Source organism: Leifsonia sp. Leaf264, assembly GCF_001422325.1.
Lineage (GTDB): Bacteria > Actinomycetota > Actinomycetes > Actinomycetales > Microbacteriaceae > Orlajensenia.
Map to the genome: position 1 here is coordinate 68,000 of NZ_LMMR01000004.1, position 25,317 is coordinate 93,316.

The 25,317-nt window shown below is 69.7% G+C and carries 24 protein-coding genes; 16 read left to right on the forward strand and 8 right to left on the reverse strand.

Features of this window, described 5'->3' with window-relative positions; genetic code table 11:
- The first annotated feature begins 89 nt into the window (after nt 1-89).
- Genes ASF30_RS05805 through ASF30_RS05815 form a run of 3 tightly spaced genes read left to right on the forward strand, consistent with a single transcriptional unit; the run spans nt 90 to nt 1,965 of the window.
- A complete protein-coding gene (locus ASF30_RS05805; RefSeq protein WP_055904673.1) occupies nt 90-1,205 on the forward strand; it encodes an adenosine deaminase in 1,116 nt (371 codons plus the stop codon).
- A gap of 47 nt (nt 1,206-1,252) precedes the next feature.
- The gene (locus ASF30_RS05810) at nt 1,253-1,696 is read left to right on the forward strand and encodes a PTS sugar transporter subunit IIA (protein ID WP_055902877.1); all 444 of its coding nucleotides are present in this window, start codon (nt 1,253-1,255) and stop codon (nt 1,694-1,696) included.
- Complete coding sequence (locus ASF30_RS05815; protein ID WP_055902880.1) at nt 1,693-1,965, forward strand: PTS sugar transporter subunit IIB; 273 nt, start codon at nt 1,693-1,695, stop codon at nt 1,963-1,965. The genes ASF30_RS05810 and ASF30_RS05815 overlap by 4 nt, the downstream gene beginning before the upstream one ends.
- 23 nt (nt 1,966-1,988) lie before the next feature.
- On the opposite strand, the gene ASF30_RS05820 is transcribed toward ASF30_RS05815, so the two are convergent.
- Entirely contained in the window at nt 1,989-3,683 is a 1,695-nt protein-coding gene (locus ASF30_RS05820) for a phospho-sugar mutase (RefSeq protein ID WP_055904676.1), read from the reverse strand.
- Nucleotides 3,684-3,691: 8 nt separating this feature from the next.
- Nucleotides 3,692-4,525, reverse strand: coding sequence for a purine-nucleoside phosphorylase (locus ASF30_RS05825; RefSeq protein ID WP_055902883.1), 834 nt, complete (start codon nt 4,523-4,525; stop codon nt 3,692-3,694).
- 183 nt (nt 4,526-4,708) lie between these two features.
- On the opposite strand from ASF30_RS05825, the gene ASF30_RS05830 reads away from it, so the two are divergent.
- The gene (locus ASF30_RS05830; protein WP_055902886.1) at nt 4,709-6,148 is read left to right on the forward strand and encodes an NAD(P)H-quinone dehydrogenase; all 1,440 of its coding nucleotides are present in this window, start codon (nt 4,709-4,711) and stop codon (nt 6,146-6,148) included.
- Between the two features lie 40 nt (nt 6,149-6,188).
- On the opposite strand, the gene ASF30_RS05835 is transcribed toward ASF30_RS05830, so the two are convergent.
- Both ASF30_RS05835 and ASF30_RS05840 read right to left on the reverse strand, forming a co-directional pair.
- Nucleotides 6,189-7,955 carry an acetyl/propionyl/methylcrotonyl-CoA carboxylase subunit alpha gene (locus ASF30_RS05835; protein WP_055902892.1) on the reverse strand — a complete coding sequence of 589 codons (1,767 nt, stop codon included), beginning with the start codon at nt 7,953-7,955 and terminating at the stop codon, nt 6,189-6,191.
- A 101-nt stretch (nt 7,956-8,056) separates the two neighbouring features.
- Nucleotides 8,057-8,704, reverse strand: a complete 648-nt coding sequence (locus ASF30_RS05840; protein WP_055902895.1) for a Maf family protein — start codon at nt 8,702-8,704, stop codon at nt 8,057-8,059.
- 100 nt (nt 8,705-8,804) lie between these two features.
- Between ASF30_RS05840 and ASF30_RS05845 the strand changes: the two genes are divergently transcribed.
- The 4 genes from ASF30_RS05845 to ASF30_RS05860 all read left to right on the forward strand — a co-directional run bounded on the left by ASF30_RS05845 (nt 8,805) and on the right by ASF30_RS05860 (nt 13,174).
- Nucleotides 8,805-10,067 (forward strand): class I SAM-dependent RNA methyltransferase, encoded by a 1,263-nt coding sequence (locus tag ASF30_RS05845; RefSeq protein ID WP_055904680.1) that lies wholly within the window; start codon nt 8,805-8,807, stop codon nt 10,065-10,067.
- Between the two features lie 70 nt (nt 10,068-10,137).
- A complete protein-coding gene (locus tag ASF30_RS05850; protein ID WP_055902898.1) occupies nt 10,138-10,818 on the forward strand; it encodes a response regulator transcription factor in 681 nt (226 codons plus the stop codon).
- Nucleotides 10,815-12,134, forward strand: a complete 1,320-nt coding sequence (locus tag ASF30_RS05855; RefSeq protein WP_055902901.1) for a sensor histidine kinase — start codon at nt 10,815-10,817, stop codon at nt 12,132-12,134. Before ASF30_RS05850 ends, ASF30_RS05855 begins: the two co-directional genes overlap by 4 nt.
- A complete protein-coding gene (locus tag ASF30_RS05860) occupies nt 12,131-13,174 on the forward strand; it encodes a hypothetical protein (protein WP_055902904.1) in 1,044 nt (347 codons plus the stop codon). The genes ASF30_RS05855 and ASF30_RS05860 overlap by 4 nt, the downstream gene beginning before the upstream one ends.
- Nucleotides 13,175-13,536: 362 nt before the next feature.
- Here ASF30_RS05860 and ASF30_RS05865 read toward each other — a convergent pair whose 3' ends face one another.
- Both ASF30_RS05865 and ASF30_RS05870 read right to left on the reverse strand, forming a co-directional pair.
- Complete coding sequence (locus tag ASF30_RS05865; protein WP_055902907.1) at nt 13,537-13,788, reverse strand: acyl-CoA carboxylase subunit epsilon; 252 nt, start codon at nt 13,786-13,788, stop codon at nt 13,537-13,539.
- Nucleotides 13,788-15,359: an acyl-CoA carboxylase subunit beta gene (locus ASF30_RS05870; protein ID WP_055904683.1), complete on the reverse strand. Its 1,572-nt coding sequence runs from the start codon at nt 15,357-15,359 to the stop codon at nt 13,788-13,790. Before ASF30_RS05870 ends, ASF30_RS05865 begins: the two co-directional genes overlap by 1 nt.
- A 153-nt stretch (nt 15,360-15,512) precedes the next feature.
- Here ASF30_RS05870 and ASF30_RS05875 point away from each other — a divergent pair, with 153 nt between their 5' ends.
- Entirely contained in the window at nt 15,513-16,385 is an 873-nt protein-coding gene (locus ASF30_RS05875) for a biotin--[acetyl-CoA-carboxylase] ligase (protein ID WP_055904686.1), read from the forward strand.
- Nucleotides 16,386-16,452: 67 nt separating this feature from the next.
- Nucleotides 16,453-17,022, forward strand: a complete 570-nt coding sequence (locus ASF30_RS05880) for a PH domain-containing protein (RefSeq protein ID WP_082467505.1) — start codon at nt 16,453-16,455, stop codon at nt 17,020-17,022.
- On the opposite strand, the gene ASF30_RS05885 is transcribed toward ASF30_RS05880, so the two are convergent.
- Nucleotides 16,981-17,493, reverse strand: a complete 513-nt coding sequence (locus ASF30_RS05885; RefSeq protein WP_055902910.1) for a GtrA family protein — start codon at nt 17,491-17,493, stop codon at nt 16,981-16,983. The genes ASF30_RS05880 and ASF30_RS05885 overlap by 42 nt on opposite strands.
- 125 nt (nt 17,494-17,618) lie before the next feature.
- On the opposite strand from ASF30_RS05885, the gene ASF30_RS05890 reads away from it, so the two are divergent.
- The 4 genes from ASF30_RS05890 (at nt 17,619) to ASF30_RS05905 (ending at nt 22,081) form a co-directional block, all read left to right on the forward strand.
- The gene (locus tag ASF30_RS05890; protein ID WP_055902914.1) at nt 17,619-18,749 is read left to right on the forward strand and encodes a 5-(carboxyamino)imidazole ribonucleotide synthase; all 1,131 of its coding nucleotides are present in this window, start codon (nt 17,619-17,621) and stop codon (nt 18,747-18,749) included.
- Nucleotides 18,750-18,881: 132 nt separating this feature from the next.
- Nucleotides 18,882-20,195, forward strand: a complete 1,314-nt coding sequence (locus ASF30_RS05895) for an acyltransferase family protein (protein ID WP_055902917.1) — start codon at nt 18,882-18,884, stop codon at nt 20,193-20,195.
- Nucleotides 20,196-20,213: 18 nt separating this feature from the next.
- On the forward strand, nt 20,214-20,711 hold the full coding sequence (gene purE / locus ASF30_RS05900; RefSeq protein ID WP_055902920.1) for a 5-(carboxyamino)imidazole ribonucleotide mutase: 498 nt from the start codon (nt 20,214-20,216) through the stop codon (nt 20,709-20,711).
- Complete coding sequence (locus ASF30_RS05905) at nt 20,708-22,081, forward strand: LCP family protein (RefSeq protein ID WP_327063131.1); 1,374 nt, start codon at nt 20,708-20,710, stop codon at nt 22,079-22,081. Before purE ends, ASF30_RS05905 begins: the two co-directional genes overlap by 4 nt.
- A gap of 46 nt (nt 22,082-22,127) precedes the next feature.
- Here the strand turns inward: ASF30_RS05905 and ASF30_RS05910 are convergent, their stop codons facing one another.
- On the reverse strand, nt 22,128-23,261 hold the full coding sequence (locus tag ASF30_RS05910) for a glycosyltransferase (RefSeq protein WP_055902923.1): 1,134 nt from the start codon (nt 23,259-23,261) through the stop codon (nt 22,128-22,130).
- A gap of 228 nt (nt 23,262-23,489) precedes the next feature.
- Here ASF30_RS05910 and ASF30_RS05915 point away from each other — a divergent pair, with 228 nt between their 5' ends.
- Both ASF30_RS05915 and ASF30_RS05920 read left to right on the forward strand, forming a co-directional pair.
- Nucleotides 23,490-24,464 (forward strand): glycosyltransferase family 2 protein, encoded by a 975-nt coding sequence (locus ASF30_RS05915; protein ID WP_055902926.1) that lies wholly within the window; start codon nt 23,490-23,492, stop codon nt 24,462-24,464.
- Nucleotides 24,461-25,306, forward strand: a complete 846-nt coding sequence (locus ASF30_RS05920) for a glycosyltransferase (RefSeq protein WP_055902929.1) — start codon at nt 24,461-24,463, stop codon at nt 25,304-25,306. The genes ASF30_RS05915 and ASF30_RS05920 overlap by 4 nt, the downstream gene beginning before the upstream one ends.
- Nucleotides 25,307-25,317: the final 11 nt, after the last annotated feature.

Consider the following 25,317-nt stretch of genomic DNA (forward strand, 5'->3'; position numbering starts at 1 on the left):
GTCCCGTTCGAGTTCCTTCAGACGGAGGCGCAACAAATCAGCGCCCACGGCGGCCCGGTCGCACCGGTAGATTTGAGGACGTGAACACGATTCCGACGGACTACCTGTTGCCTGGCGGTGGCACGAGCATCAACTCGCTGCCCAAGGTCTCCCTGCACGACCACCTCGACGGCGGCCTGCGTCCGCAGACCATCATCGAACTGGCAGACGCCATCGGCCTCGACGTCCCGGAGACCGATGCCACAGCCCTGGCGAGCTGGTTCGCCGACCAGGCCGACTCCGGGTCGCTCGTCGAGTACCTCAAGACCTTCGACGTCACGACGGCCGTCATGCAGACCACGGAGGGCCTCGAGAGGGTCGCGCGCGAGTTCGTGCAGGACCTGGCGGCCGACGGTGTCATCTACGGCGAGATCCGGTGGGCTCCCGAACAGCACCTCGCTCGGGGCCTCACCCTCGACCAGGCCGTCGAGGCCGTGCAGGCCGGCATCGAGGCCGGAATCGACGATGTCGCATCCGGCACCGGCAACGGCATCCGCATCGGACAGCTGGTCACGGCCATGCGCCACGCCAACCGCGGCCTCGAGATCGCCGAACTCGCCGTGCGTCACCGCTATCGCGGCGTCGTCGGCTTCGACATCGCCGGCGCCGAGCTGGGCTTCCCGGCGCGCAACCACCTGAGCGCGTTCGACTACCTCGCCAAGGAGTACCTGCCCGTCACCGTGCACGCGGGCGAGGCCGACGGCATCGACAGCATCCGCGGCGCGATCTTCGACGGTCGCGCGCTGCGCCTCGGTCACGGCGTTCGTCTCGCCGAGGACATCTCGATCGAGCGCGAGGACGACGACAACACCTACGTGACCCTCGGTCCCGTCGCCCAGTGGGTGCGCGACCGCGAGATCGCCCTCGAGCTGTCGCCGTCGTCGAACCTGCAGACGGGGGCCATCGCGGCGTGGGGCGACGAACTCGTCGACCACCCGTTCGACCTGCTCTACCAGCTCGACTTCCGGGTGACCGTCAACACCGACAACCGACTCATGAGCCGCACCACGATCAGTCGTGAACTCGCACTGCTGGCGGATGCGTTCTCCTACGACCTCGACGACTTCGAGGTCTTCCAGCTCAACGCGGCCTCGGCGGCGTTCCTCCCGTTGGAGGATCGCGACGAGCTCATCGAGCAGATCAGCGCAGGCTTCGACGCGGCCTGACGCGCCGGTTCCGCTCCACCGCTCCACCGAACGACAGAAGGCCACACGTGCTGCCCCCACTGCCCGACCGCGCCATCAGGCTCGGCGTCGACGCGAACGACTGGCACGACGCGGTGCGTGCCTGCGGGGCGGCTCTCCGGGACTCCGGGGCGACGACCGATGCCTACACCGAGCGCATGATCGGGGTCATAGAGGAGTTCGGCGCCTACGTCGTCATAGCGCCGGGGTTCGCCCTCGCGCACGCGAGGCCGGGCAGTGACGTGAAGACCGATGGACTGGCCGTCGTCACTCTCGCCGATCCGGTGCGCTTCGGCCACCCCCACAACGACCCTGTGAGCGTCATCATCGGCCTCGCCGTCACCACGACGGACGAACACGTCGGTGCCGTGGCCGAACTGGCGAACGTGTTCAACGACGCCGCAGTCATCCCCGCGCTGGCAGCGGCCGCCGACGACGAGACCGTGCGGAGACTGCTGGGGTATCCATCATGAAGATCGTCGCCATCTGCGGAGCCGGCATCGGCACGTCGGCCATCCTCAAGCTCAATGCCGAGCGTGCCCTCGAGAGACTCGGTGTCGAGGCGCGCGTCTCGGCCACCGATGTCGCCAGCGTCGGAGTGGCCGCATCCGACGCCCAGGTGATCCTCACCTCGCCGGAGCTGGTGCAGCACATCCCGGCGACGAACGCCGACATCGTCGTGATCGACAACTACTTCGACCTCGACGAGATCACGACGAAGCTCGAGATCGCCGTCGGCTGACCGTACGCCGGGCCGGGTGGCTGCTAGCCGACCAGCTCCCGCATGCCCGCATCGAGGGCGGCGACCGATGCGGCTGCGGCGGCCGTGCGCTCCGCGGCGGTCCCCTCGTCGGACGAGGCGTCGATGTAGACCTTGAGCTTGGGCTCGGTGCCGCTCGGACGCACCATGACGCGTGATCCGTCGGCGAGCTGGATGCGCAGGACGTCGCTCGGCGGAAGACCACCGAAGCCGTCGGCCAGGTCTTCGATGCGGTCGACGCGGATGCCTCCGATCTGCGCCGGCGGCTCCTCGCGCAGACGCTGCATGGTGCTCGCGATGCGTGCGAGATCCGTCACGCGGATCGAGATCTGCGATGAGGCGAACGCCCCGAACGTCTCGGCGAACTCGGTGAGCCTGTCGGCGACGGTGCGCCCGTCGGCCTTGAGTTCGCAGGCGAGCGAGAGGAAGGCAACAGCGGCGGAGATGCCGTCCTTGTCGCGCACGTCGCCTGGGTTGACGAGATAGCCGAGCGCCTCCTCGAAGCCGAACACCAGACCGGGAGCCCGGGAGATCCACTTGAACCCCGTCAGGGTGTTCGAAAAGTGCAGACCGTAGTGGCGCGCCACGGCGGCGAGTCCGGGGGAGGACACGATCGAGCAGGCGAGGGTGCCGTCGCCCGGCGTGCGGCCGTCGGCATTGCGCTCGGCGACCCACCACCCGAGCAGCAGCCCGACCTCGTTGCCGGAGAGCCGCCTGTAGCCGCCGTCGACAGCTGCATCGGGGATGGCGATGGCGAGCCTGTCGGCGTCGGGGTCGTTCGCGATCACGAGCTCGGCCTGCTGCTCCCGGGCCTCCGCCGTCGCGAGGTCCATGGCGCCGGGCTCCTCGGGGTTGGGGAACGCCACCGTCGGGAAGGCGGGGTCGGGCTCGATCTGGGCATGCACGACGTGCGGCTCGTCGAAGCCCGCGGCCGTGACGGCGCGCGCGAACGTCTCCCAGCCGACCCCGTGCATGGCCGTGTACACGGCGTTGATCTGCGCGCGCGGCGCCGGGGCGATGGCCGCCGTCGCGGCGACGTAGGCGTCCACGACCGACTCGTCGGCCGTGTCGTAGTCCGCCCGCGGGAGCTCGAGCACGTTCGCGGAGTGGGCGACGAGGAGGATCTCCTCGGCGATCTCGACATCGGCCGGCGAGACGATCTGGGATCCCCTGTCGCGTCCGCCGAGGTAGACCTTGTAGCCGTTGTCGTTCGGCGGGTTGTGCGACGCCGTGACCATCACCCCGGCATCGACGTCGAGATGGCGCACGGCGAAGGCCAGCACCGGGGTCGGCAGCAGGCGGGGGAGCAGGATGGCGCGGACGCCGGCCCCGGCCATGATCTCCGCGGTGTCGGTGGCGAACACCCGGGAGTTCTTGCGGCCGTCGTAGCCGATCACGACGCTGGGCGCATCGCCGATGGCCGCATGATTCAGCAGGAAGCGGGCGAGTCCCGCCGCCGCCTGTGAGACCAGCACGCGGTTCATGCGGTTCGATCCGGCCGCGATCTCGCCGCGGAGGCCGGCCGTGCCGAACGCGAGCCGCACGTCGAAGCGGGCGTGCAACTCGGTGACGGCCTCGGCCGATCCGGCGTCGGCCTCATCGATGAGAGTGCGCAGCTCGGCCTGGGTCTCGGCGTCGGGATCCTGGGCGAGCCAGGCGCGCGCCTGGTCGAGAACGCGGGCGGCGGCATCCGTGCTCATGACGGCGCTCACAGGGCGTTCGCGATGCGGGCGAGCAGGGCGCTGATGACGGCCTCGGCGTTCTGGCCGGCCTCGATGACCTCGGCGTGGCTGAGCGGCGTCTTCTGGATGCCGGCCGCGAGGTTGGTGATGAGGCTCATGCCGAGGATCTCCATGCCGGCCTGGCGGGCGGCGATGGCCTCGAGGGCGGTCGACATGCCGACGATGTGGCCGCCGATGGTCTTGGCCATCTGCACCTCTGCCGGTGTCTCGTAGTGCGGTCCGCGGAACTGGCAGTAGACGCCCTCGTCGAGGCCGGGGTCGATGGTGAGGGCGAGGTCGCGCAGGCGCTTGGAGTACAGGTCGGTCAGGTCGATGAACGTCGCACCCTCGAGCGGCGAGTCCGCGGTGAGGTTGATGTGGTCGCTGATCAGCACGGGGGTGCCGGGGGTCCAGTGCTCCTTGATGCCGCCGGCGCCGTTGGTGAGGATCATCGTCGTCGCTCCGGCCGCCGCCGCAGTGCGCACGCTGTGCACGACCCGGCGCACGCCGTGGCCCTCGTAGTAATGAGTGCGCGCTCCGATGACGAGGGCGTGCTTGCCGTTGGGCAGCGCGATCGAGCGCAGCATGCCGCCGTGTCCCTCGAGGGCCGGCTTGCTGAAGCCGCTGATCTCGTGGGCCGGGATCACGGCCGTCGTCTCGCCGATCAGGTCGGCGGCCTTGCCCCAGCCGCTGCCCAGGGTGAGGGCGATGTCGTGGCGTTCGACGCCGGTGCGCTCCGCGATCTGCTCGGCGGCCGCCCGGGCCACCTCGAACGGGTCGGTTCCGGGCTCGTCGAGGGGATTCGTCGTCGAATTCGTCATCCGTCCACTCTAGAGCCGGTGCTCTGGCGCGACCCAGTCGGTTGGCAGGGAGCGGATGCCGCTGCGTCGGATGCTGGCGGGCTGCAGCATCCGTTGCTCATCTGCGCACTCCGCCGGCCTGGACGGCCCCGGGCGGACACTCAGCGGATTTCGAGGTTCTGGTGCATCTGCGAGAATGGAGGCATGGCCCATGAGTTCGAAACCACCCAGCGGATCGCAATCCTCGGTGGGGGGCCCGGCGGATACGATGCCGCCCTCGCGGCCGCCCAGTTGGGTGCCGAGGTCACGCTCGTCGAACGCATGGGAGTCGGCGGGTCGGCCGTGCTCACCGATGTCGTCCCGTCGAAGTCGCTCATCGCGACGGCCGAGGCGTCGAACGCCATCAAGGAGGCAGCAGACCTCGGCGTGCAGTTCTACGCCCGTGGTGAGTCCGGCAAGCCGCTGCGGCCCGAGGTGGCCATCAACCTGGCCGCCGTCAACAAGCGCCTGCTGCGGCTCGCCCGTCAGCAGTCGGAGGACATGACGGCGAACCTCGAGAAGGCCGGGGTGCGACTGGTGCAGGGCGAGGGACGCCTCGACGGCGCCGGCGCCATCATCGTCTCGACCGCCCTCGGCGAGGAGGGCACCGACTTCGACCGCATCGAGGCCGACACCATCATCATCTCGGTGGGTGCGAGCCCGCGGATCCTCGATTCAGCCGTTCCCGACGGCGAGCGCATCTTCACGTGGACGCAGCTCTACAACCTGAAGAGTGTTCCCGAGCACCTCATCGTCGTCGGCTCCGGTGTGACCGGAGCCGAGTTCGCCTCGGCCTACCGCGCCCTGGGCAGTGAGGTCACGCTGATCTCCAGCCGCGACCAGGTGCTGCCCGGCGAGGATGCCGATGCCGCCCGCGTGCTCGAGAACGCCTTCCGGCGCAACGGCATGACCGTGCTCTCCAAGTCCCGAGCCGACAAGGTCGAGCGCACGGCGACCGGCGTCAAGGCGACGCTCTCCGACGGCCGCGTCGTCGAGGGCTCCCACGCGCTCATGGCCGTCGGTTCGATCCCGAACACCGCAGGCATCGGCCTGGAGGAGGCCGGGGTGCAGATGACGTCGGGCGGCCACATCCGGGTGAACCGCGTGGCGCGCACCTCGGTGCCCAACATCTACGCCGCCGGCGATTGCACGACCTTCCTGCCGCTGGCCTCCGTGGCCTCCATGCAGGGCCGCACGGCTGTCTTCCACGCCATGGGCGACATCGTGAACCCGCCCGAGGAGCGCAACATCACCTCGAACATCTTCACGCAGCCCGAGATCGCCACCGTCGGCTGGACGCAGAAGCAGATCGAGGACGGCATCGCCCAGGGCGAGATCTACAAGCTGCCCCTCGCCTCGAACCCGCGCGCCAAGATGATGGGCATCAAGGAGGGCTTCGTGAAGATCTTCGCCCGAACGGGATCGGGCACAGTCATCGGCGGCGTGATCGTGGCGCCGAAGGCCAGCGAGCTCATCCTTCCGGTGGCTCTCGCCGTCGTGCACAGGCTGACGGTCGACCAGGTCTCCGAGGCTTTCCCCGTCTACCCGTCGCTGTCGGGTTCCATCTCGGATGCCGCCCGCGCGATGCACATCGTCAACACCTGACGTTCGCCTCGGCCGGCTCGCCGAAGCTCCCGGGAGCGGGTCAGTCCGCGATGCTGAGAAGCAGGTGACCCGACGCCACGGTCGAACCGACTGTCGCGTTGATGTTCTCGATCCGGCCGTCCTTGTGGGCCGTCATCGGCTGCTCCATCTTCATGGCCTCGAGCACGACGATGAGGTCGCCCTTGACGACCTGGTCGCCCTCGGCCACGGCGAGCTTCACGATCGTCGCCTGCATCGGCGCCTTGACGGCGTCTCCCGTCGAGGTGCTCACGGAATGGTGCGTCGCGCGACGACGCGGTGCCGGACCGCCGGTCTTCTCGGCCGAGGGGCTCGGAAGCAGTCGCACAGGCAGGCTCACCTCGATGCGACGACCATCGACCTCGAGGGTGACGGTGTTGCGCTGTTCGGCGGGAGTCGGGGCCTCGGCCTCGCCGCTCCAGGCCTCGATGGTGTTGTCGAAGTCGGTCTCGATCCAGCGCGTGTAGATGGAGAACGGCTCGCCGTCGGCCGGGGCGAACGCGGGGTCGCGCACGATGGCGCGGTGGAACGGCAGCACCGTCGGCAGGCCGGCGACCTCGAACTCGTCCAGGGCACGGCGCGCGCGGTCGAGCGCCTCCTCGCGGTCGGCGCCCGTCACGATCAGCTTCGCCAGCAGCGAGTCGAACGATCCGCTGATCACGTCGCCGGCCTGGATGCCGGTGTCGACCCTGATGCCGGGGCCGCTCGCGGGGCGGAACACGTGCACGGGGCCGGGGGCCGGCATGAAGCCGCGGCCGGCGTCCTCGCCGTTGATGCGGAACTCGAAGGAGTGACCGCGGGGGGCCGGGTCCTCGTAGTCGAGGATGCCGCCCTCGGCGATGCGGAACTGCTCGCGCACCAGGTCGATGCCCGTCACCTCCTCGGAGACGGGGTGCTCGACCTGGAGGCGCGTGTTCACCTCGAGGAACGAGACCGTGCCGTCCTTGCCGATGAGGAACTCGCAGGTGCCGGCACCGAGGTAGCCGACCTCCTTCAGGATGGCCTTCGACGCGCGGTACAGCTCGGTGTTCTGCGCCTCGGTGAGGAACGGGGCCGGAGCCTCCTCGACGAGCTTCTGGTGGCGGCGCTGCAGCGAGCAGTCGCGCGTGGAGACGACGACGACGTTGCCGGCGGCATCCGCGAGGCACTGCGTCTCGACGTGGCGCGGCTCGTCGAGGTACTTCTCCACGAAGCACTCGCCGCGCCCGAAGGCCGTGATCGCCTCGCGGGTCGCCGAGTCGAACAGCTCGGGGATCTCCTCGCGGGTGCGGGCGACCTTGAGGCCGCGACCGCCTCCGCCGTACGCGGCCTTGATAGCGACGGGCAGGCCGTGCACGTCGACGAAGTCGAGCACCTCCGAGGCGTCGGAGACGGGGTTCAGGGTGCCGGGGGCGAGCGGCGCCCCGACCTTCTCGGCCACGTGACGCGCCGAGACCTTGTCGCCGAGGCGCTCGATGGCGTCGGGGGATGGCCCGATCCAGATGAGGCCGGCGCCGATGACGGCGCGGGCGAAGTCGGCGTTCTCGGCGAGGAAGCCGTAGCCGGGGTGCACGGCGTCGGCGCCGGAGCGGCGGGCGACGGAGAGCAGCTTGTCGATCACGAGGTAGGTGTCGGCGCTCGTGGTCCCGTCGAGGCCGTACGCCTCGTCGGCGAGGCGGGAGTGCAGGGCGTCACGGTCCTGGTCGGCGTAGACGGCCACCGAGCGGATGCCGCTGTCGCGGGCAGCCCGGATGACGCGGACGGCGATTTCGCCCCGGTTGGCGATGAGGACCTTGGAGATGCGCGGCATGATTCACCAGCCTATTGCCGCATCCCTCATCCCTTTTAGGCGTCCCCCACAAAAATGCGGGCAGACCCCTTCGGAAAGGTACAAGGTCGGTGCTGGGCGACTCAGGAGCGTTGACGGTTCCACAGCGACGGCCAGTCGACACCGACCTCGCGCACCAGGTCGCGCAGCGTGGAGAGAGACAGTCCGATGACGGTGCTCGGGTCGCCGTCCACGGAGCGGATGAACGGCCCGCCGAGGCTGTCGATCGTGAAGGCTCCGGCGACCTTCAACGGTTCGCCGCTGGCGACGTAGGCGTCGATCTCGGCCTCGTCGACGTCGGCGAAGGTGACGCGGGCCGAGGCCACGGCGCCGACGGCGGCATCCGCCCGTCCGCTGCGGTGGTCGATGAGCCAGTGGCCCGAGAACAGTTCGCCGCTGCGCCCGCTCTGGCGCAGCCAGCGCTCGCGTGCGACCTCGGGCAGGTGCGGCTTGCCGTACACGGCCCCGTCGAAGAGGAACGCCGAATCACCGCCGAGGATGAGACCGTCGATGGGCGCGCCGTCGACGAGGGAGCCGACGACGGCCTCCGCCTTGGCTCGGGCGAGCAGCTCGACCATCTCGGCCGGGGCGAGCGGGGCGCCGCGCTCCGCCTCGACGGCGGCCGCGAGAGCCTCCTCGTCGACCTCGGGGGAGATCGTGAGCGGCTCGATCCCGGCGGCGCGCAGGGTGGCGAGTCTGGCGGGGGAGGTGGAGGCGAGGTAGAGGCGCATGATGCTTTCGTGCAGAGTCGTGTGGAATGCTCGGATGATGGTCAAGAACAGAACCCGCACGCCGTCCGCCGAGCGATCGGGACGCCGCGGGTCCGGCTCGATGACCGAGGTCGAGCTCGACGTCACCAACGTAGCCCACGGCGGTGTCTTCGTCGCCCGTCACGAGGGGCGGGTGGTGTTCGTCAGCGACACCCTTCCGGGAGAGAGGGTGCTCGCCCGGGTCAGCGATGACGCGCATTCGAGCTTCTGGCGTGCCGAGACCGTCGGCGTCGTCACGGCGGCTCCCGAGCGCCGCCCGCACGTGTGGGCGGAATCCTCCGTCGACCGGGCGCCCGACGAGCGCGCCGGCGGTGCCGAGTTCGGCCACATCGACCAGGACTTCCAGCGCGAGCTCAAGCGCCGCGTCATCACGGACTCGTTCTCCCGCATGGCGAAGATCGACACCGACGTCGATGTCGAGGCGATTCCCTCGGCACCGGATGCCGACGCCGACGCCGCGGCCACCGGGACGGGGTGGCGCACCCGCGTGCGGCTCCAGGTCGCCGCCGACGGATCGGTCGGTCCTTACGCAGCGCGCTCCCACCACGTGGTCACCGTCGACTCGCTGCCTCTCGCGACGGCGGCGGTCGCCGACATCGCACCGCTCACGCAGCGCTTCCCCGGTGCCGCCCACGTCGACGTCATCGCACCGAGCGATTCCGTCGCCCGGATCGTGGTCTCGGAGAACGACCGCCGCGGCAAGCCGAAGGCGCCCCCGCATGCCATCGTGCACGAGCTCGTGGGCGGGCGTCGGTTCCGGCTCGAGGCCGGCGGCTTCTGGCAGGTGCACGCCAGCGCCGCCGAGACTCTCACGGCGGCCGTGCAGGAGGCGATCGACGGCGACGAGTTCGATCCGCGGGCAGCCAACCTCGACCTCTACGGGGGTGTCGGCCTGCTCGCCGCGGCCGTCGGTGACCGCTTCGGCTCCACCGTGCGCATCACGACTGTCGAGAGCGACGCGAGGGCCACGGACCATGCGGCCGAGAACCTCTCGGAATGGCTGGGCGCCGCAGCTGTCACGGCCCGCGTCGACAGGTTCCTCAGGGAGCTCGTCGAGGCCCCGGCCGCCGAGCGTCGCCGCCTCGAGGGTGCGACCGTCGTCCTCGACCCGCCGCGGTCCGGCGCGGGACGCGAGGTGATCGACTCGCTGGTCGCTGTGCGCCCCCGTCAGCTCGTCTACGTGGCGTGCGACCCCGTCGCCCTCGCCCGTGACGCCGGGCTGCTGCGTGAGCGCGGCTACGAACTGCAGGCCCTGCGCGCGTTCGACCTGTTCCCGAACACGCACCACGTCGAAGCCGTGGCGCGCTTCACCCGCGCGTCCTGACCGCGAGCAGGCTGACGCCGTAGTCTGGGAGGACGCGGCGAGGTGGGCCGGGCCAGTGGAGGGGACGCACATGACGGAGTCGAACGAGGCAGCGGCATCCGCCATCCAGGTGGCCATAGTCGACGACCACGAGTCTGTGGTGCTCGGACTGAAGGCGGCCTGCGAGGCTGCCGGCTACGACGTGATCTACACGACAGCGCGGGCCCAGGACCTCATCGACAACGTGCTCGGCCGCCCCTGCGACGTCGTCGTGCTCGACCTGTCGCTCGGTGACGGATCGAGCGTGACCGATAACGTCAAGGCGGCCCAGGCCACCGGGGCGGCAGTGCTCGTGCACTCCATCGCCGACCGGGTGGCCAGCGTGCGCGAGGCCCTCGCTGCCGGTGCCGCCGGTGTCATCCCGAAGTCGGCCCCCACGGCCATGGTGCTCGCCGCCATAGCGACAGTGGCCCGCGGCGACGTCCTCAACAACCTCGAGTGGGCGTCGGCCATCGACGCCGACGCCGACTTCGGCAAGGCCCAGCTCGGACGGCGCGAACGCGACGTCCTGCACCTGTACGCCTCCGGACTGCCGCTCAAGACCGTGGCGCTGCAGTTGGGCATCGCGCACTCCACGGCGAGGGAGTACCTCGACCGTGTGCGGGTGAAGTACGTCGAAGTCGGCCGGCCGGCCCCGACCAAGGTCGACCTGCTCCGCCGGGCCGTCGAGGACGGCATCCTGCCCGGCCTCGACCAGGACTCGGCTGGATGACGACGGCCCAGCCGACCCGCACCACACCGAGCGGGGAACGCCTGCTCAGCGCCCTGCCGACGACCTCTGAGCCGCGTGCAGCGCTGAGCGCTCGACGGATCAACCTGGCGCTGGCCCGCGCGACGGCGTTCTTCGGGCTCATCTTCGTGGTGCAGACGGTGCCGGTGATGATCCAGCAGATCCCCGAGCTCATCGCCCCGTGGTCCTACATCGTCGGCGTGACAGTGCTCGGGAGCCTCGTGGCCGTCGCGATCTCGGCCTGGCTGAATCGGGTGCACAAGCTGGTCTTCGGCACGTTCGCCGTCATCTACCTGGCCGCCGTGCTGGTGTGGCCGCTCACCGTCGGCGATCCAGCCGACTTCGCCGATGACACCCCGTGGATCTGGTACCTGGTCACCGTGGCGACGACGAACGCGGCCATAGCGTTCAAGCTGCCCATCGCCGTGCTCTACACCGTCATCACCCCGCTCTGCTACGGCATCATCAGGCTGTCGCCGGCCGGCGGCGACGTCGGTTTCACCCGGGCGAGCCTCGACACCGTCTACGCCATCCTGCTCAGCTCGGCCGCGCTGATCATCTTCACCTCGCTGCGGCAGGCGGCCGAGGCCGTCGACGCCGCCCAGGCCGGAGCCCTCGCCAAGTACGCGCAGGCCGTGCGTCAGCACGCCACGGACGTGGAGCGCGTGCAGGTCGACGCGATCGTGCACGACAGCGTCCTCACCACTCTGCTGTCGGCGGCCGGAGCCGACACTCCCGAGCAGCGGGCTCTCGCCGCGCGGATGGCGCGCACGGCGCTCGAGCACCTCGAGGTGGCGGCGGAGCCGCCGGCAGAGGACGAGCAGGACGTGCCGCTGGATCGGCTGGCCCGCCGCATCCGCTCCTCGGCGTCCGCATTCTCGGCGCCCTTCGTCATCCGTGCCACGCGCGTGGCCGGTCGGGGCGTGCCCGTGCAGGCCGCTGAGGCACTGTACTCGGCATCGGTGCAGGCGATGGTGAACAGCATGCAGCACGCCGGCGGTCCGGCGACGCTGGTGCGTCGACGACTGACCGTGACGGGCCTGGCCGACGGATGCCGCATCACCGTGAGCGATTCCGGACGTGGATTCGATGCGTCGGGGATCCCGCAGGAGCGTCTCGGCATCAGGGTCTCCATCGTCGAACGGATGCTCAGCGTCGGCGGAGCCGCCCGCATCGACTCCGCGCCGGGTTCAGGCACGACGGTCACGCTGATGTGGCCGGCTGACGCAGTCGTCGATCCTGTCGCCGACGACGATCCCGATGCCGTGGGGACGCGCAGCGGGGGCGACAGCGCATGATCACCATTCCCCGTGCCCTGATCGTCGGTCTCGCCGCCGTGTTCTCGGCATACCACGTCGTGCTGGCGCTCACCTCGCTCGGGGTGCCGGACTCACCCGTCGCACCGATCATCGCCATCGCCCTGTACGTGCTCGCGACGACCTTCAGCCTCTGGCCCACCCGCCCGGGTCGGATGCCGCTGTGGGTGGCGGCATTCGACCTCGCCGCGAGCATCGCCATGCCGTTGCTCGTGTGCTCGACCCTCGATGCCGGGGCCGACAACGGCTACGCGACCTGGTACGTGGCGGCCATCGGAACACTCATGACCATCACCGCCGTACGCGGGCGGCTCCTCGTCGCCTGGGCCGGGGTGGCCTTCCTCGTGCTCCAGACGCTCGTCTGGGCCGGGCCGGCCGCACTCGGGTTCATCGGCGTCATCGGCAGCGTGGTCTGGGTGGGGGTCGCGCACTTCGGCGCCCGATCGCTGTCGCGCGCTGCGCGTGAGGCGCGGTCGTACAGCCTCGCCGAGCGGGAGGCCGCCGACTGGCAGGCCGCACAGGATGCCCACCTGCACGAGCGGCAGATGCGGCTGGCCACCACGGACAGGATCGCCGCACCCATGCTGCGTCGCATCTCCGAGGCCGAGGGCGACCTGAGCGATGCCGAACGCCTCGAGTGCCGACAACTCGAGGCCGCCATCCGCGACGAGATCCGGGGGCGGATGCTGCTCGACGACGGCGTGCGTTCCGCCGTGCGCGACGCCAGGCTCCGCGGAGCGACCGTGACGCTGCTCGACGAGGGCGGCATCGACGAACTCGTCGGCGGCGACCGCGACCGCATCCTCACGACCCTGCGCGATGCGATCGTCTCGACTGATGCCGACCGCATCATCGTGCGCACGGTCAGCGACGACGAGGTCGCTGTGACCGTCGTCGGCCTGCGCGGTGGCGATCAGCGCACGGCCGCCCTCGGAGACGGCGGTGCTGGAGGCGCCGTCGACGCCGAGGAGGACGACGACGACGGCGAGGTGCTCGACATCTGGCTCGAGATCCCTCGCTGACGCAGCGCGGTGCATCGGTCGGCCGGAATGGCCGCCCGGACATGACGAAGGGGAGCCGGTCCTGAAGACCAGCTCCCCTTCGTGTATCCGAGTCGCGGCGATAACCCGAATATCGCCCTGACTCGTCCCACTCGCCGCCTGCCGAACGGCTGGCCTGCGAGGGGCGGTGGTCCTTTTCAGGAGCACCTTCGATATCTATAGTGACGCACCCGCAACCACAGGAACAGTCATCATTTCGGGGGACATACGTCAGGACGCCGTGTGAAAGCGTCTTCCCTGACACCGCTCGCAGTCGCCAGCCCCCAGAAGGGGTGATGCGGGTCGGCCTGCGACGAGGGGTACATCCCGAGCGGATGCCGGCCTCAGCCGGCGAATCCCCGCCACTGCCCGGGGCCCGGAGTGAGGGGCTGCCGCAGCGAGCGCTGGGAGCGCTGCCAGGCGTTCTGCCCGCTCGGGGGTGTCGTGCGGGCCCCGGCGGACTCCTCGGCGAGCATCGCCGAGAGCACCGCGGTGACCGCGGCGGCCTCCTCGTCGGAGACCCCCTGCGTGATGAACGTGATGCCGGTCAACGCCTGGGCGTCGTCCGGCAGATCGGTCGCAGCGTGCCTGCCCATCAGAGCGGGATGTTCCCGTGCTTCTTGGCCGGCAGGCTCGCACGCTTGGTGCGGAGGGCGCGCAGGGCCTTCGTGACCGACACCCTGGTGGCGGCAGGCTCGATGATCCCGTCGAGCTCGCCGCGCTCGGCCGCGAGGAAGGGGCTGGCCACGTTGTAGGTGTACTCGTTGGCGAGCTTGGTGCGCACCGCCGCCACGTCCTCGCCAGCCTCCTCGGCCCGCTTGATCTCGCCGCGGTAGAGGATGTTCACGGCACCCTGGCCGCCCATCACGGCGATCTCGGCCGTCGGCCAGGCGAGGTTGATGTCGGCACCGAGCTGCTTGGAGCCCATCACGATGTAGGCGCCGCCGTAGGCCTTGCGGAGGATCACCGTCACCAGGGGCACCGTCGCCTCGGCGTAGGCGTAGAGCAGCTTGGCTCCACGGCGGATCACTCCGGTCCACTCCTGATCGGTGCCGGGCAGGTAGCCGGGAACGTCGACGAGAGTGACGATGGGGATGGAGAACGCGTCGCAGAACCTCACGAAACGGCTCGCCTTCTCGCCGGCGTCGATGTTCAGGGTTCCGGCCATGGCGTTGGGCTGGTTGGCGATGATTCCGACCGAGCGACCCTCCACCCGTCCGAAGCCGATGACGATGTTCGGCGCGAACAGCGGCTGCACCTCGAGGAAGTCGCCGTTGTCGACGACGCCCTCGATGACGGTCTGCACGTCGTAGGGCTGGTTGGGGGAGTCGGGGATGACCGTGTTCAGTCGACGGTCGGCATCCGTGATCTCCAGCTCAGTGTCGGTGTCGTACACCGGAAGCTCTGCGAGGTTGTTGTCGGGAAGGAAGCCGAGAAGGGTGCGGGCGTAGTCGAGCGCGTCCGACTCATCGCTGGCGAGGTAATGCGCGACTCCCGAGACCTTGTTGTGGGTCAGAGCGCCACCGAGTTCCTCCATGCCGACGTCCTCGCCCGTGACGGTCTTGATGACGTCGGGCCCGGTCACGAACATCTGGCTGGACTTGTCGACCATGATGACGAAGTCGGTGAGGGCCGGCGAGTAGACGGCTCCACCGGCTGCCGGACCGCAGATGATCGAGATCTGCGGGATGACTCCGGAGGCGCGGGTGTTGAGGCGGAAGATCTCGCCGTACTTGCCGAGGGCGACGACGCCCTCCTGGATGCGCGCTCCACCGGAGTCGAGGATGCCGATGATGGGAACGCCGGTCTTCAGCGCGAGCTCCATCACCTTGATGATCTTCTCGCCGGCGACCTCGCCGAGGGACCCGCCGAAGACCGTGAAGTCCTGCGAGTACACGGCGACCTGACGGCCGTGGATGGTGCCGACTCCTGTGACGACGGAGTCGCCGTACGGCTTCTTGGCGTCCATGCCGAAGGCGTGGGTGCGGTGCCTGACGTATTCGTCGAGCTCGACGAAGCTGCCGGCGTCCAGCAGCTCGGTGATGCGCTCGCGCGCCGTCATCTTGCCCTTGGCGTGCTGCTTGGCGATGGCGGCCTCGCCGCTCGCCGTCACAGCCTCGTGGAAGCGGTTCTTGAGGTCGGCGAGCTTGCCTGCCGTCGTCATCATGTCGGGGGCCTGCGCAGCGGTGTTCTCGGTCACGCGGTTCAGCCTATCCGGGGCACCTCCCCGGTGCCCGTTGAGGGATGCATACAAAGATGTGCCCGAACCATCGTGATCACCCCCAACCGCTACTCTGAACGCGACGAAGGGAAGCCCGTCATGGAATTCACGCGGAGCGCGGCGCTCGCCGCCCGATTCGAGTACCTCGACGAGGCCGGATCGACGAACGACGAGCTGGTGCAGCGGGCCGTCGGTCCGGATGCATCCGGCTGGCCCGATCTCTCGGTTCTCGTGACAGGGAGCCAGACCAGCGGACGGGGGCGGCTCGGCCGCACCTGGACCGCACCGGCCGGACGCTCACTCGCCATCTCCCTGCTGGTGCGGCCCCGCCTCTCCGATGGATCGCCGCTGCCGGCCGACAGTCTCGGCTGGCTGCCGCTGCTCACGGGGGCCGCGATGACCCGCGCCGTGCGCAGCGTCGTCGCGACCCACGCCGAGGCTGCCGTCGTGACCGTGGACCCGGACACCGACGCCGACCCGCGATCGGTCACGGTCGACCTGAAGTGGCCGAACGACGTCCTGATGGACGGCTACAAGGTGTCGGGCATCCTGGCGGAACTGCTGCCGCCCGCGGCGGGAGAGCAGCCCGGCGGCGTCGTGATCGGAGCCGGGGTCAACCTCGCCCTCGACGAGCACGACCTCCCGACCCTGACCTCGACCTCGATCATGCTGGTCACGGGCCAGACCCCCGACCCCGACGAGGTGCTCTCGCTCTACCTCGCAGCCTTCGGTGAGCTGTACGGCGCCTTCCTCGCAACCGACGGCGACCCGCTGGCCAGCGGGCTCCTCGCCGAGGTCACCGAGCTGTGCAGCACCATCGGCCGCGAGGTGCGCGTGGAGCTGCCGGGAGGCGACGTGCTCATCGGCACGGCCGCATCCATCGACGCCGACGGTCGACTCGTCGTGGACGACCGTGAGACCGGCGAGAGCCGCGCCGTCGCCGCCGGGGACGTCACCCACCTCCGCTACTGACCGGGCGAATCCGGCGACCCCCGCCCGTCGCGACTGGGGCGGGCCGGCTCTGGGGTATCAATGACCTATGAGCATCGCAGGCGGGCCTCCGACCGGAGCGACGGGCCCCACCGTCCCGGCAGAGCGCATCGTCGCGCGGTTGCGCAGGCACGCCAGGGCGTTGTTCCTGCCGTCCCTTCTCCTGATCGTCGCCTGCGGCGTCGCCGGCTACGCCGTACCCCGACTTCCGGAGAGCTGGATGCAGCTCACGGCGTGGATCGTCCTCGGTGCGATTGTGCTTTTCGGCTGGCTGCTGCCGGTGCTCTGGTGGCTCGGGCAGCGCACCACCGTGACGACGCGGCGCATCATCGTGCGCAGCGGGTTCTTCGTCCGAGTGCGGCAGGAGGTGCTGTACTCGCGCATCTATGACGTCAGCGTGCGCACCTCTTGGTTGCAGAGCGCCTTCCGCAGTGGCGACGTGCTGATCAACACCGGAGCCGACAGGCCCGTCGTGCTGCGCGATGTCCCCGGCGCCGCCCTCGTGCAGCGGGCACTGCACGACCTGACCGATGCCGCCCACGGCAGCGGGACGCGCATGCGCTGGCAGGACGAGCCGTCAGCGCTCCCCGACCAGTCCGTCGTCTGGGGCGGCCGGTAACAGGGCCCCCGCCGCCGTGGCGGTGCGGTGCGGCGCGAACACCCACAGGCGATAGGCGACGAATCTGAACGCGGCGCCCAGCGCGAGGCCGATGACGTTCGACGAGATGTTGTCGGCGAGCACCGAGGTGTATCCGAGCACGTAGTGCGAGAGCCAGAGGCAGGCGATGCCGATGACCATGCCGATGATGCTCACCACGAAGAACTCGACGCCCTCGCGGACCGTGCTGGACGAGCGGCGATCCGCGAAGGTCCAGTAGCGGTTGCCCATCCAGTTCACGAAGATCGCGAGAACCGTGGAGATCGCCTTGGCGATCAGCGGCCCGGTGTGCACCTCCTCGGGGGAGAGGACGGTGGCACGGAGCAGATTGAACACGCCGACGTCGACCAGGAACCCGACGGCGCCGACGGCGCCGAATCGAGCCAGCTGCGAGAGGAGTACGCGCCATCCGCCGGTCGTGGTCGATGTCATGACTGCATCCAAGAGGAAAGGGGATGGGCGAAGATAGACGTGCGCAGGCAGTCTAGCCATCGCGCACGAAGCCAATCTGAATGCCGGCTGCGGATGTCATCCGCCGGCCGAGAGCCTGGAGAGACGTGACGATGATCGTTGGTGTGATCGGTGCGGGCCAGCTCGCCCGCATGATGATTCCGGCTGCGGTGGAGCTCGGGATCGAGCTGCGGGTGCTCGCCGAGGCCGACGGAATGTCGGCCGAGCTGGCCGCTGTGGGGGTCGGAGACTACCGCGATCGCGACGCCGTGCTGTCATTCGCCGACACCGTCGACGTCCTCACCTTCGATCACGAACACGTGCCGCAGGAGATCCTGCGGGAACTCGTCGAGCGCGGTGTCGCCGTGCATCCCGGGCCCGACGCCCTGCTCTACGCCCAGGACAAGCTGCTCATGCGCGAGAGGCTCGCCGAGCTGGGCCTGCCGGTGCCGGACTGGGCCCGCGTCGAGGACGCCGACGCCCTCGCCGTCTTCCTCGCCGACCACGGTGGCCGCGCCGTCGTGAAGACCCCGCGCGGCGGTTACGACGGCAAGGGCGTGCGGGTCGTGCGCTCGGCCGCCGAGGTCGACGACTGGTTCGCGAGCCTCGCCGGAGACGGCGACGCGCTCCTCGTCGAGGAGCTCGTGGACTTCAGCCGAGAGCTCGCCCAGCAGGTGGCACGCCGCCCGTCGGGTGAGATCGTGGCCTGGCCGCTCGTCGAGACCGTGCAGGCCGACGGCGTCTGCAGCGAGGTCATCGCGCCGGCGCCGCGCTCCGCCGGGCGTCTGTCCGACGTCGCCGTGCAGATCGCCGTCGCCGTCGCCGAGGGCATCGGCGTGACCGGCGCTCTCGCCGTGGAGCTGTTCGAGACGACGGATGGGCGACTGCTCATCAACGAACTCGCGATGCGCCCGCACAACAGCGGGCACTGGTCGATCGACGGGTCCATCACCAGCCAGTTCGAGCAGCACCTCCGCGCTGTGCTCGACCTCCCGCTCGGCTCGACAGAGCCCCACGCCGAGTGGTCCGTCATGGTGAACATCCTCGGCGGCCCGTCGGAGGGATCCCTCGCCGACCGCTATGCGAGCGCGCTGTCGCAGCATCCGTCCGTCAAGGTCCACAACTACGGCAAGGCGCCCCGCCCCGGCCGCAAGGTCGGGCATGTGACCGCCGTCGGCGACGACCTCGATGACGTGACGTACCAGGCGCGAGCCGCCGCGGCGCACTTCGGGGACTGACCGGGCGCGATTCCCAGCTTTCGGCAGGGAGATCGCCTATCCTCATCTGGGCCACGGGAGCCAGTGCGCTTCCGCCCCGCATTTTCGCCCGTCATCGACGTGCGGAACCCCCACCGCAGAGAGTGAGCACGCGTGTCGAAGACGTCGTCGGCCGATCCGGTCACGCCGCCGCGCCTCGCTGCGCCCATGCGCCTGAGCGGTCTCGACGGCCTGCGCGGCGTTGCGGCCCTGATCGTGGTGATCCACCACAGTCTCCTGCTGTTCCCGACGATGTCGGCGGTCTACCTGACCGGCACGGCTCCGGTCGCAGGGTCGTTGATGTGGTGGATGTCGTACAGCCCGCTCAAGGTGCTCTCGGCCGGCGGTGAGGCCGTCATAGTGTTCTTCGTCCTCAGCGGGCTCGTCCTCACGCTGCTGGTGACGAAGCGCGCCGGATTCGACTGGGTCGCCTACTTCCCGCGACGCGCCGTGCGGATCTGGCTTCCTGTCGCAGCGTCGGTGATCTTCGCGTTCCTGCTCGTGACCCTGGTGCGCCAGCAGCCCTTCCAGCCCGGCACCACCTGGCTCAACCGGTCGAGCATCGTCGAACCCACGTGGGCCACGCTGGTGAATGCGTCAACGCTCTTCGGCGGCAACTTCCAGTTGAACAACCCGCTGTGGTCGTTGCAGTGGGAGATGATCTTCTCGGTCTGTCTCCCGTTGTTCGTGCTGTGCGCCCTGGCGTTCCGCCGATGGTGGATCGCCGGCGTCGCGGTCGCGATTTTGCTCGCCTGGGTCGGTGTCCTCGGAGCCATCCCCGCCCTGCACTATCTTCCAGTCTTCCTCGCTGGCGGGTTCCTCGCGGTCGGACTCCCCGGCATCCAGCGCGTCGCCGCCAGGCTCAACGGCAGCGGTGTCGGTCGCTGGCTGTGGCCGTCGGTCCTCGTCGTCGCTGTCGCCGCGCTGCTCGGCCCATGGCTGATCGGACCGTCGCTGCGCAGCATCGACTGGGCACTGAACCTGGCCACCCTCGTGGTCCCCCTGGCGGCCGTTGCCATCGTGGTCTGCGCCATCGGCTGGCCGCTGCTCGCACGTGTCCTGAGTGCCGGTGTCTTCAAGTTCCTCGGGACGATCTCCTTCAGCCTCTACCTCGTTCACGTGCCCATCCTCGTGTTCGCCTCGTACGCCCTGAAGGGCCTGCCGCAACCTGCGGTCGTGGTGATCGCGGTGCCGTGCAGCATCGTGGTGGCGGCGCTCTTCTATCGCTTCGTCGAGCGCTCGTCGCACGTCTGGTCGCGACGGATCGGGGACTGGGCATCCGCCGTCTTCGCCAGGTCAACGAGCCCGGCTGCCGCCGAGCCGACGGCCGCAGAAACCGTGATCGCGTCGGCGCAGCCTGCAGACCCGTCCGCACATCCTCGGGGACGTGCCGGAGCAGGTGCGAGCCATGCGAGCCCCGTTGCCTAGCATGGAGTGGTGAGAGAGATGACCGAATCAGCCATCGTCGGCATCGTCATGGGATCAGACTCGGACTGGTCCGTCATGAGCGATGCAGCGCAGACCCTCCGCGACTTCGGCGTGCCGTTCGAGGTGCAGGTCGTCTCGGCGCATCGCACGCCGCGCATGATGATCGACTACGGCGCGGATGCCCGAGGCCGCGGTCTCCGGGTGATCATCGCCGGGGCCGGGGGAGCCGCGCACCTCCCCGGCATGCTGGCGGCGGTGACAGTGCTTCCCGTGGTCGGTGTCCCCGTTCCGCTGAGCCGGCTCGACGGCCTCGACTCGCTGCTCTCGATCGTGCAGATGCCGGCCGGAGTCCCCGTCGCCACGGTGTCGATCGGCGGCGCGAAGAACGCCGCACTCCTCGCGCTGCGGATCCTCGCGACGCACGACGACGCCCTCGCCGACAAGCTCGCCGTCTACGCCGACGACCTCGCCACCCTCGTGGAGAAGAAGAACACGGACCTGCAGTCCCAGCTATGAGCACCATGACCTCAGTGGCGAGTCCCATCCGCTACCCCAACACCACGTCAGCCCAGGTGATGACGCGTCGCGCCTGGTGGCTCGTCGTCCTCAACTTCCTGCTGCCCGGCACGCCGCAGGTGCTCGCGGGCAATCGCAGGCTCGGCAGGTTCGGGCTGGTGAGCACCTTCGTCCTCTGGGCCATCATCGCGGTCCTCCTCGGACTGTTCCTGTTCTCGCGCACCACCCTCTACACCCTCTTCAGCACGTCCATCACGTTGTGGGTCGCCGCAGTGGTGCTGGTCTTCTACGCCGTGGTCTGGCTGATCCTCTCGATCGACACCCTGCGCCTCGTGCGACTGGTGCGCACCACGCCGTCGGCGCGCGCCTGGATCGGCGGCCTCACCGCCCTCCTGATGATCTTCCTCAGCAGCGGCGCGCTCTACGGCGCCTACATCGCCACCTCGGCGAGCGGATTCCTCTCGTCGGTGTTCCAAGCGGGCCCGAGCGTTCCGCCGGTCGACGGCAAGTACAACATCCTGCTGCTCGGCGGCGACGCCGGACCCGACCGCGAGGGCATGCGTCCCGACAGCATCTCGGTGGTCAGCATCGACGCCACCACGGGCCAGGCCGTCACGATCGGCCTGCCGCGCAACCTCATGTACGCGCCGTTCTCGCCCGGGCCGATGGCCGACAAGTATCCCAACGGCTACGGCTGGGACGACGAGTGCGAGGTCGACGTCTGCCTGCTCAACTCCATCTACACCGAGGTGGAACTGAAGAGCCCCGAGATGTACCCGGATGCCGAGAAGAACGGCAGCGAGCCGGGGATCGAGGGCATGCGCGACGCCGCTGAAGGCGTCACCGGGCTCACCATCCAGTACTACGTGCTGATCGACATGCAGGGCTTCTCCGACCTCATCGACGCTCTCGGCGGTGTCGACATCACCGTCGACCAGCGCATCCCGATCGGCGGCGACGAGGACCTCAACGGGGTCGAGGGCTGGATCGAGCCCGGGGCGCAGCACCTCGACGGCTTCCACGCCCTCTGGTACGGCCGAGCACGACACGGCACCAGCGACTACGACAGGATGGCGCGCCAGCGCGTACTGCAGGATGCGATCCTCTCGCAGTTCAACCCGGCCAACGTGCTGACGAAGTTCCAGGCCGTCGCCAGCGCCGGTGCCCAGGTCGTGAAGACCGATGTGCCGCAGAGCATGCTCGGATACTTCGTCGACCTCGCGTCGAAGACCAAGGGACTGCCCGTCACGAACGTGGAGCTCGTTCCGGCCAACGGCATCGACCCGTCTGAGCCTGACTTCGACGCCATCCACGCGATGGTGAACGCCGCCGTGTATCCGCCGACGGAGACTCCGGCACCCGTCGGCTAGAGCGCGTCGACCGCGGAGCCGTTCCGGCGTCAGCGCGGGCTGCGCGTCACAGGTCCGCGTGCAGTTGCCAGAGTCGTTCGCCGGCGTCTCGCCAGGTGAAGGCCCTCGCCCGGTCGGAGCTGACGATCCGCAGGCGCGCAGCCCGCTCCTCGTCGCCGGCGATGGCGGCGACAGCGGTGGCGAGGCGTTCGGGATAGCCCGTCGCGTCGGTGCGTTCGACGGCGATGCCGGCATCGCCGACGAGTTCGACCAGCGCTGGGGCGTCCGAGTGCACGACGGGGAGACCGAAGCGCAGCGCGTCGATGATGGGAGCCCCGAAGCCGGCCTCGATGCCCGCGAACACGAACACCGTGGCGCGGTCGAGGACGACAGCGCGATCCTCAGGGCCGAGATCTCCCATCAGGCGTACCCGCCCGGACTCGAGGTCGGCCCGCAGGGGATCACCATCAGGTCCTGACGGCATGTCGTCCACTCCGGTGCCGAGGACGAGCAACGGCAGATCGAGATCGGCCTGGCGGAGCCCGATGATGAGGTCCATCACGCCGTCGGCCGGATCGAGCGTGCCCTCGGCGAGCAGGTAGGTGCCGGGCAGCTCGAGGGCGCGCGCACGGCCGTCGGCATCCGTCGGCACAGTCAATCCGATGCTCCCGGCACCCGCGATGACCCTGATGCGATCGCCGAAGTCGGCGATCTCGGCCAATTGGCCCGCGACGGCGTGGCTCGGCACCACGATGGCGTCGGCGAAGCGTCGTGCACGGCGCAGGAAGGCCTTGCGGACGGTCACGGCGTCACGTCCGATCGCCGCCGGCGATGTCCAGGCCAGGGTGTCGTGCACTGTGACGGAGATCTGGTCCCCACGTTCGCGGTCGTGGGAGCGCAGTGGCGCGCGCAGCCCGGGCGCGTGCACGAGGCCGCTGCCGCTGGAGCCGACGGCACCGAGGCTCCAGGCGATCGCCAGTCCTCGATTGGAGATCGACGTCGGCCTCACGTCGGCGAGGCCGGTCAGTTCGGCGCGGACCCTGGCGACGAGCTCGTCGGACCCGCCCGGAACGATCGACTCGACGTCGCAGCCGTCGGGGGTGGTGGCGATGATCGCCCTGGCGATGGAGACCGAGTAGTCCCCGGGCACGTCGGTGGGCCCGGCGATGAGGTGGTCGGCGATGACGCGCAGGGTGGTCATCGCACAGTCGCCTTCCGCAGCGGAGCGCGGCGCGGCGTGATCCGTCGCTGTGCCGTGTGGTCGCCGTCCATGTGCCCCCGATCGATGCTGTCCTCACCGATTCTCCCGGTTCCTGGCCCCGGATGCGAACGCGCCCGTCACGCGAGCCCGAGCCGCCCACCCCCGGGCGGCATCAGTCACCGGCGGCGCGCACGTCCGGCTCAGGAATTAACGGCAAGATAGAGGTCTATGTCTGCAGCAGCATCACCCCCCGCCGCGTCGGCCGCCGCACGCGTCGTCGCCGTCGTGGTGGCGTACAACCGCAGCGCACTGCTGCGCGAGGCGATCGAGGCGCTGCTCGCACAGGACCGTCCGCTCGATGGCATCGTGATCGTCGACAACGCGTCGACAGACGACACGGTTTCAGTCGTCGCGGCCTTCGGGCCGGCTGTCGACCTGGTCTCGCTCGACCGCAACACCGGCGGCGCCGGCGGATTCGCTGTCGGCATGGCCTGGGCCCTGCGGCACCACGAGCCCGACTGGCTGTGGATCATGGACGACGACACCATCCCCACGTCGGCGGCCCTGGACGCCCTGCTCGCCGCTGTCTCCGGGTCGGACACCGTCGTCGCCGGTTCCCGAGTCGTCTGGACCGACGGCCAGGACCACCCGATGAACACCCCGCGGCGCAAGCCCTTCGTCTCCTCGGCGGAAGCCGCCCGAGCCGAGCAGCGCGGCAACCTGCCTGTGCGCAGCACGTCGTTCGTCTCGATGTTCGTGCGCGCCGACGTGGTGCGGCAGGTGGGCCTCCCCATCGCCGACTATTTTATCTGGAACGACGACTTCGAGTACTCGACGCGCCTGCTGCGCGGCCGGCACGGCGTCTTCGTCCCCTCCAGCGTCGTGGTGCACAAGACGAAGATCCTGGGTTCCACCGACGTCGATCCCGGCCCCCGCTTCTACTACGAGGTGCGCAACAAGCTCTGGATGCTGCGGCACTCGCGCAGCCTCAGCCGAGGGGAGAAGGTCCTGTACGGAGCGTCCAGCGTGCGGCGCTGGATCCGCACGGCCCTGCACTCCAGCGACCGGTCCGTGCTCGGCGACGGCTTCCGCCGCGGCTGGCGCGATGGTTTCAGCACCCGGCCCCGCGCCAACGGCGACGCCCTCGCCGGATTCGAGGCGGCATCCGATGCCGTCGTCGCGATCGAACGCGCTGCAGCATGAGCTCAGAGCACGGCGCCCCCTTCTCGCTCCTCCTCCCCGTCTACAGGGCCGACGATCCGGCGCACTTCACGAAGGCCTTCACCAGCAGCGTGACGGCTCAGTCGCGGCGACCGACGCAGGTCGTCGTGGTGCAGGACGGTCCCGTGCCCGAGGAACTGTCGGCGGCCATCGCCGCCGTCGCGGCCGACAGTCCGGTGCCCGTCGTGCACCACGTGCTCGCCGAGAACGCCGGCCTGGCCGCAGCCCTCACCGCCGGGCTCGCCCGCTGCGACCACGACATCGTGGCGCGGATCGACGCCGACGACATCTCCCTGGCCACGCGCTTCGAGATGCAGTTGCCGCACATCGAGGGCGGCCTCGACCTCGTCGGGTCGGGCATGTACGAGTTCCTCGACGACGTCGGCTCCATCGTGGGGCGCCGCGTGCCGCGCACCGAGCAGAAGGACATCGAGCGCTACGCCAGGTTCCACGATCCGTTCAGCCACCCGACCGTCGTCTACAGGCGGAGCGCGGTCGAAGCCGCGGGCGGCTATCAGCCGATGGGTCTCATGGAGGACTACTGGCTGTTCACCCGGATGATCGCCGCGGGAGCCAGGGTCGGCAACGTCGCCGATCCCCTGGTCATGTACCGGGTCGGTGAGGGTGCCTACGCGCGCCGCGGAGGACGCGAACAGTGGCGCAGCGAGAAGGCCCTCCAGAAGGCCATGCGCTCCATCGGGTTCACGACCCGGTGGGAGCACCTGCGCAACATCATCATCCGAGGTTCGTACCGCTTCGTGCCTGTCACCCTGAGGCGGATGGCCTACCGTCGATTGATCGCCGGGAGCGCCGGGGCACCCTGATGGGGGTCGCC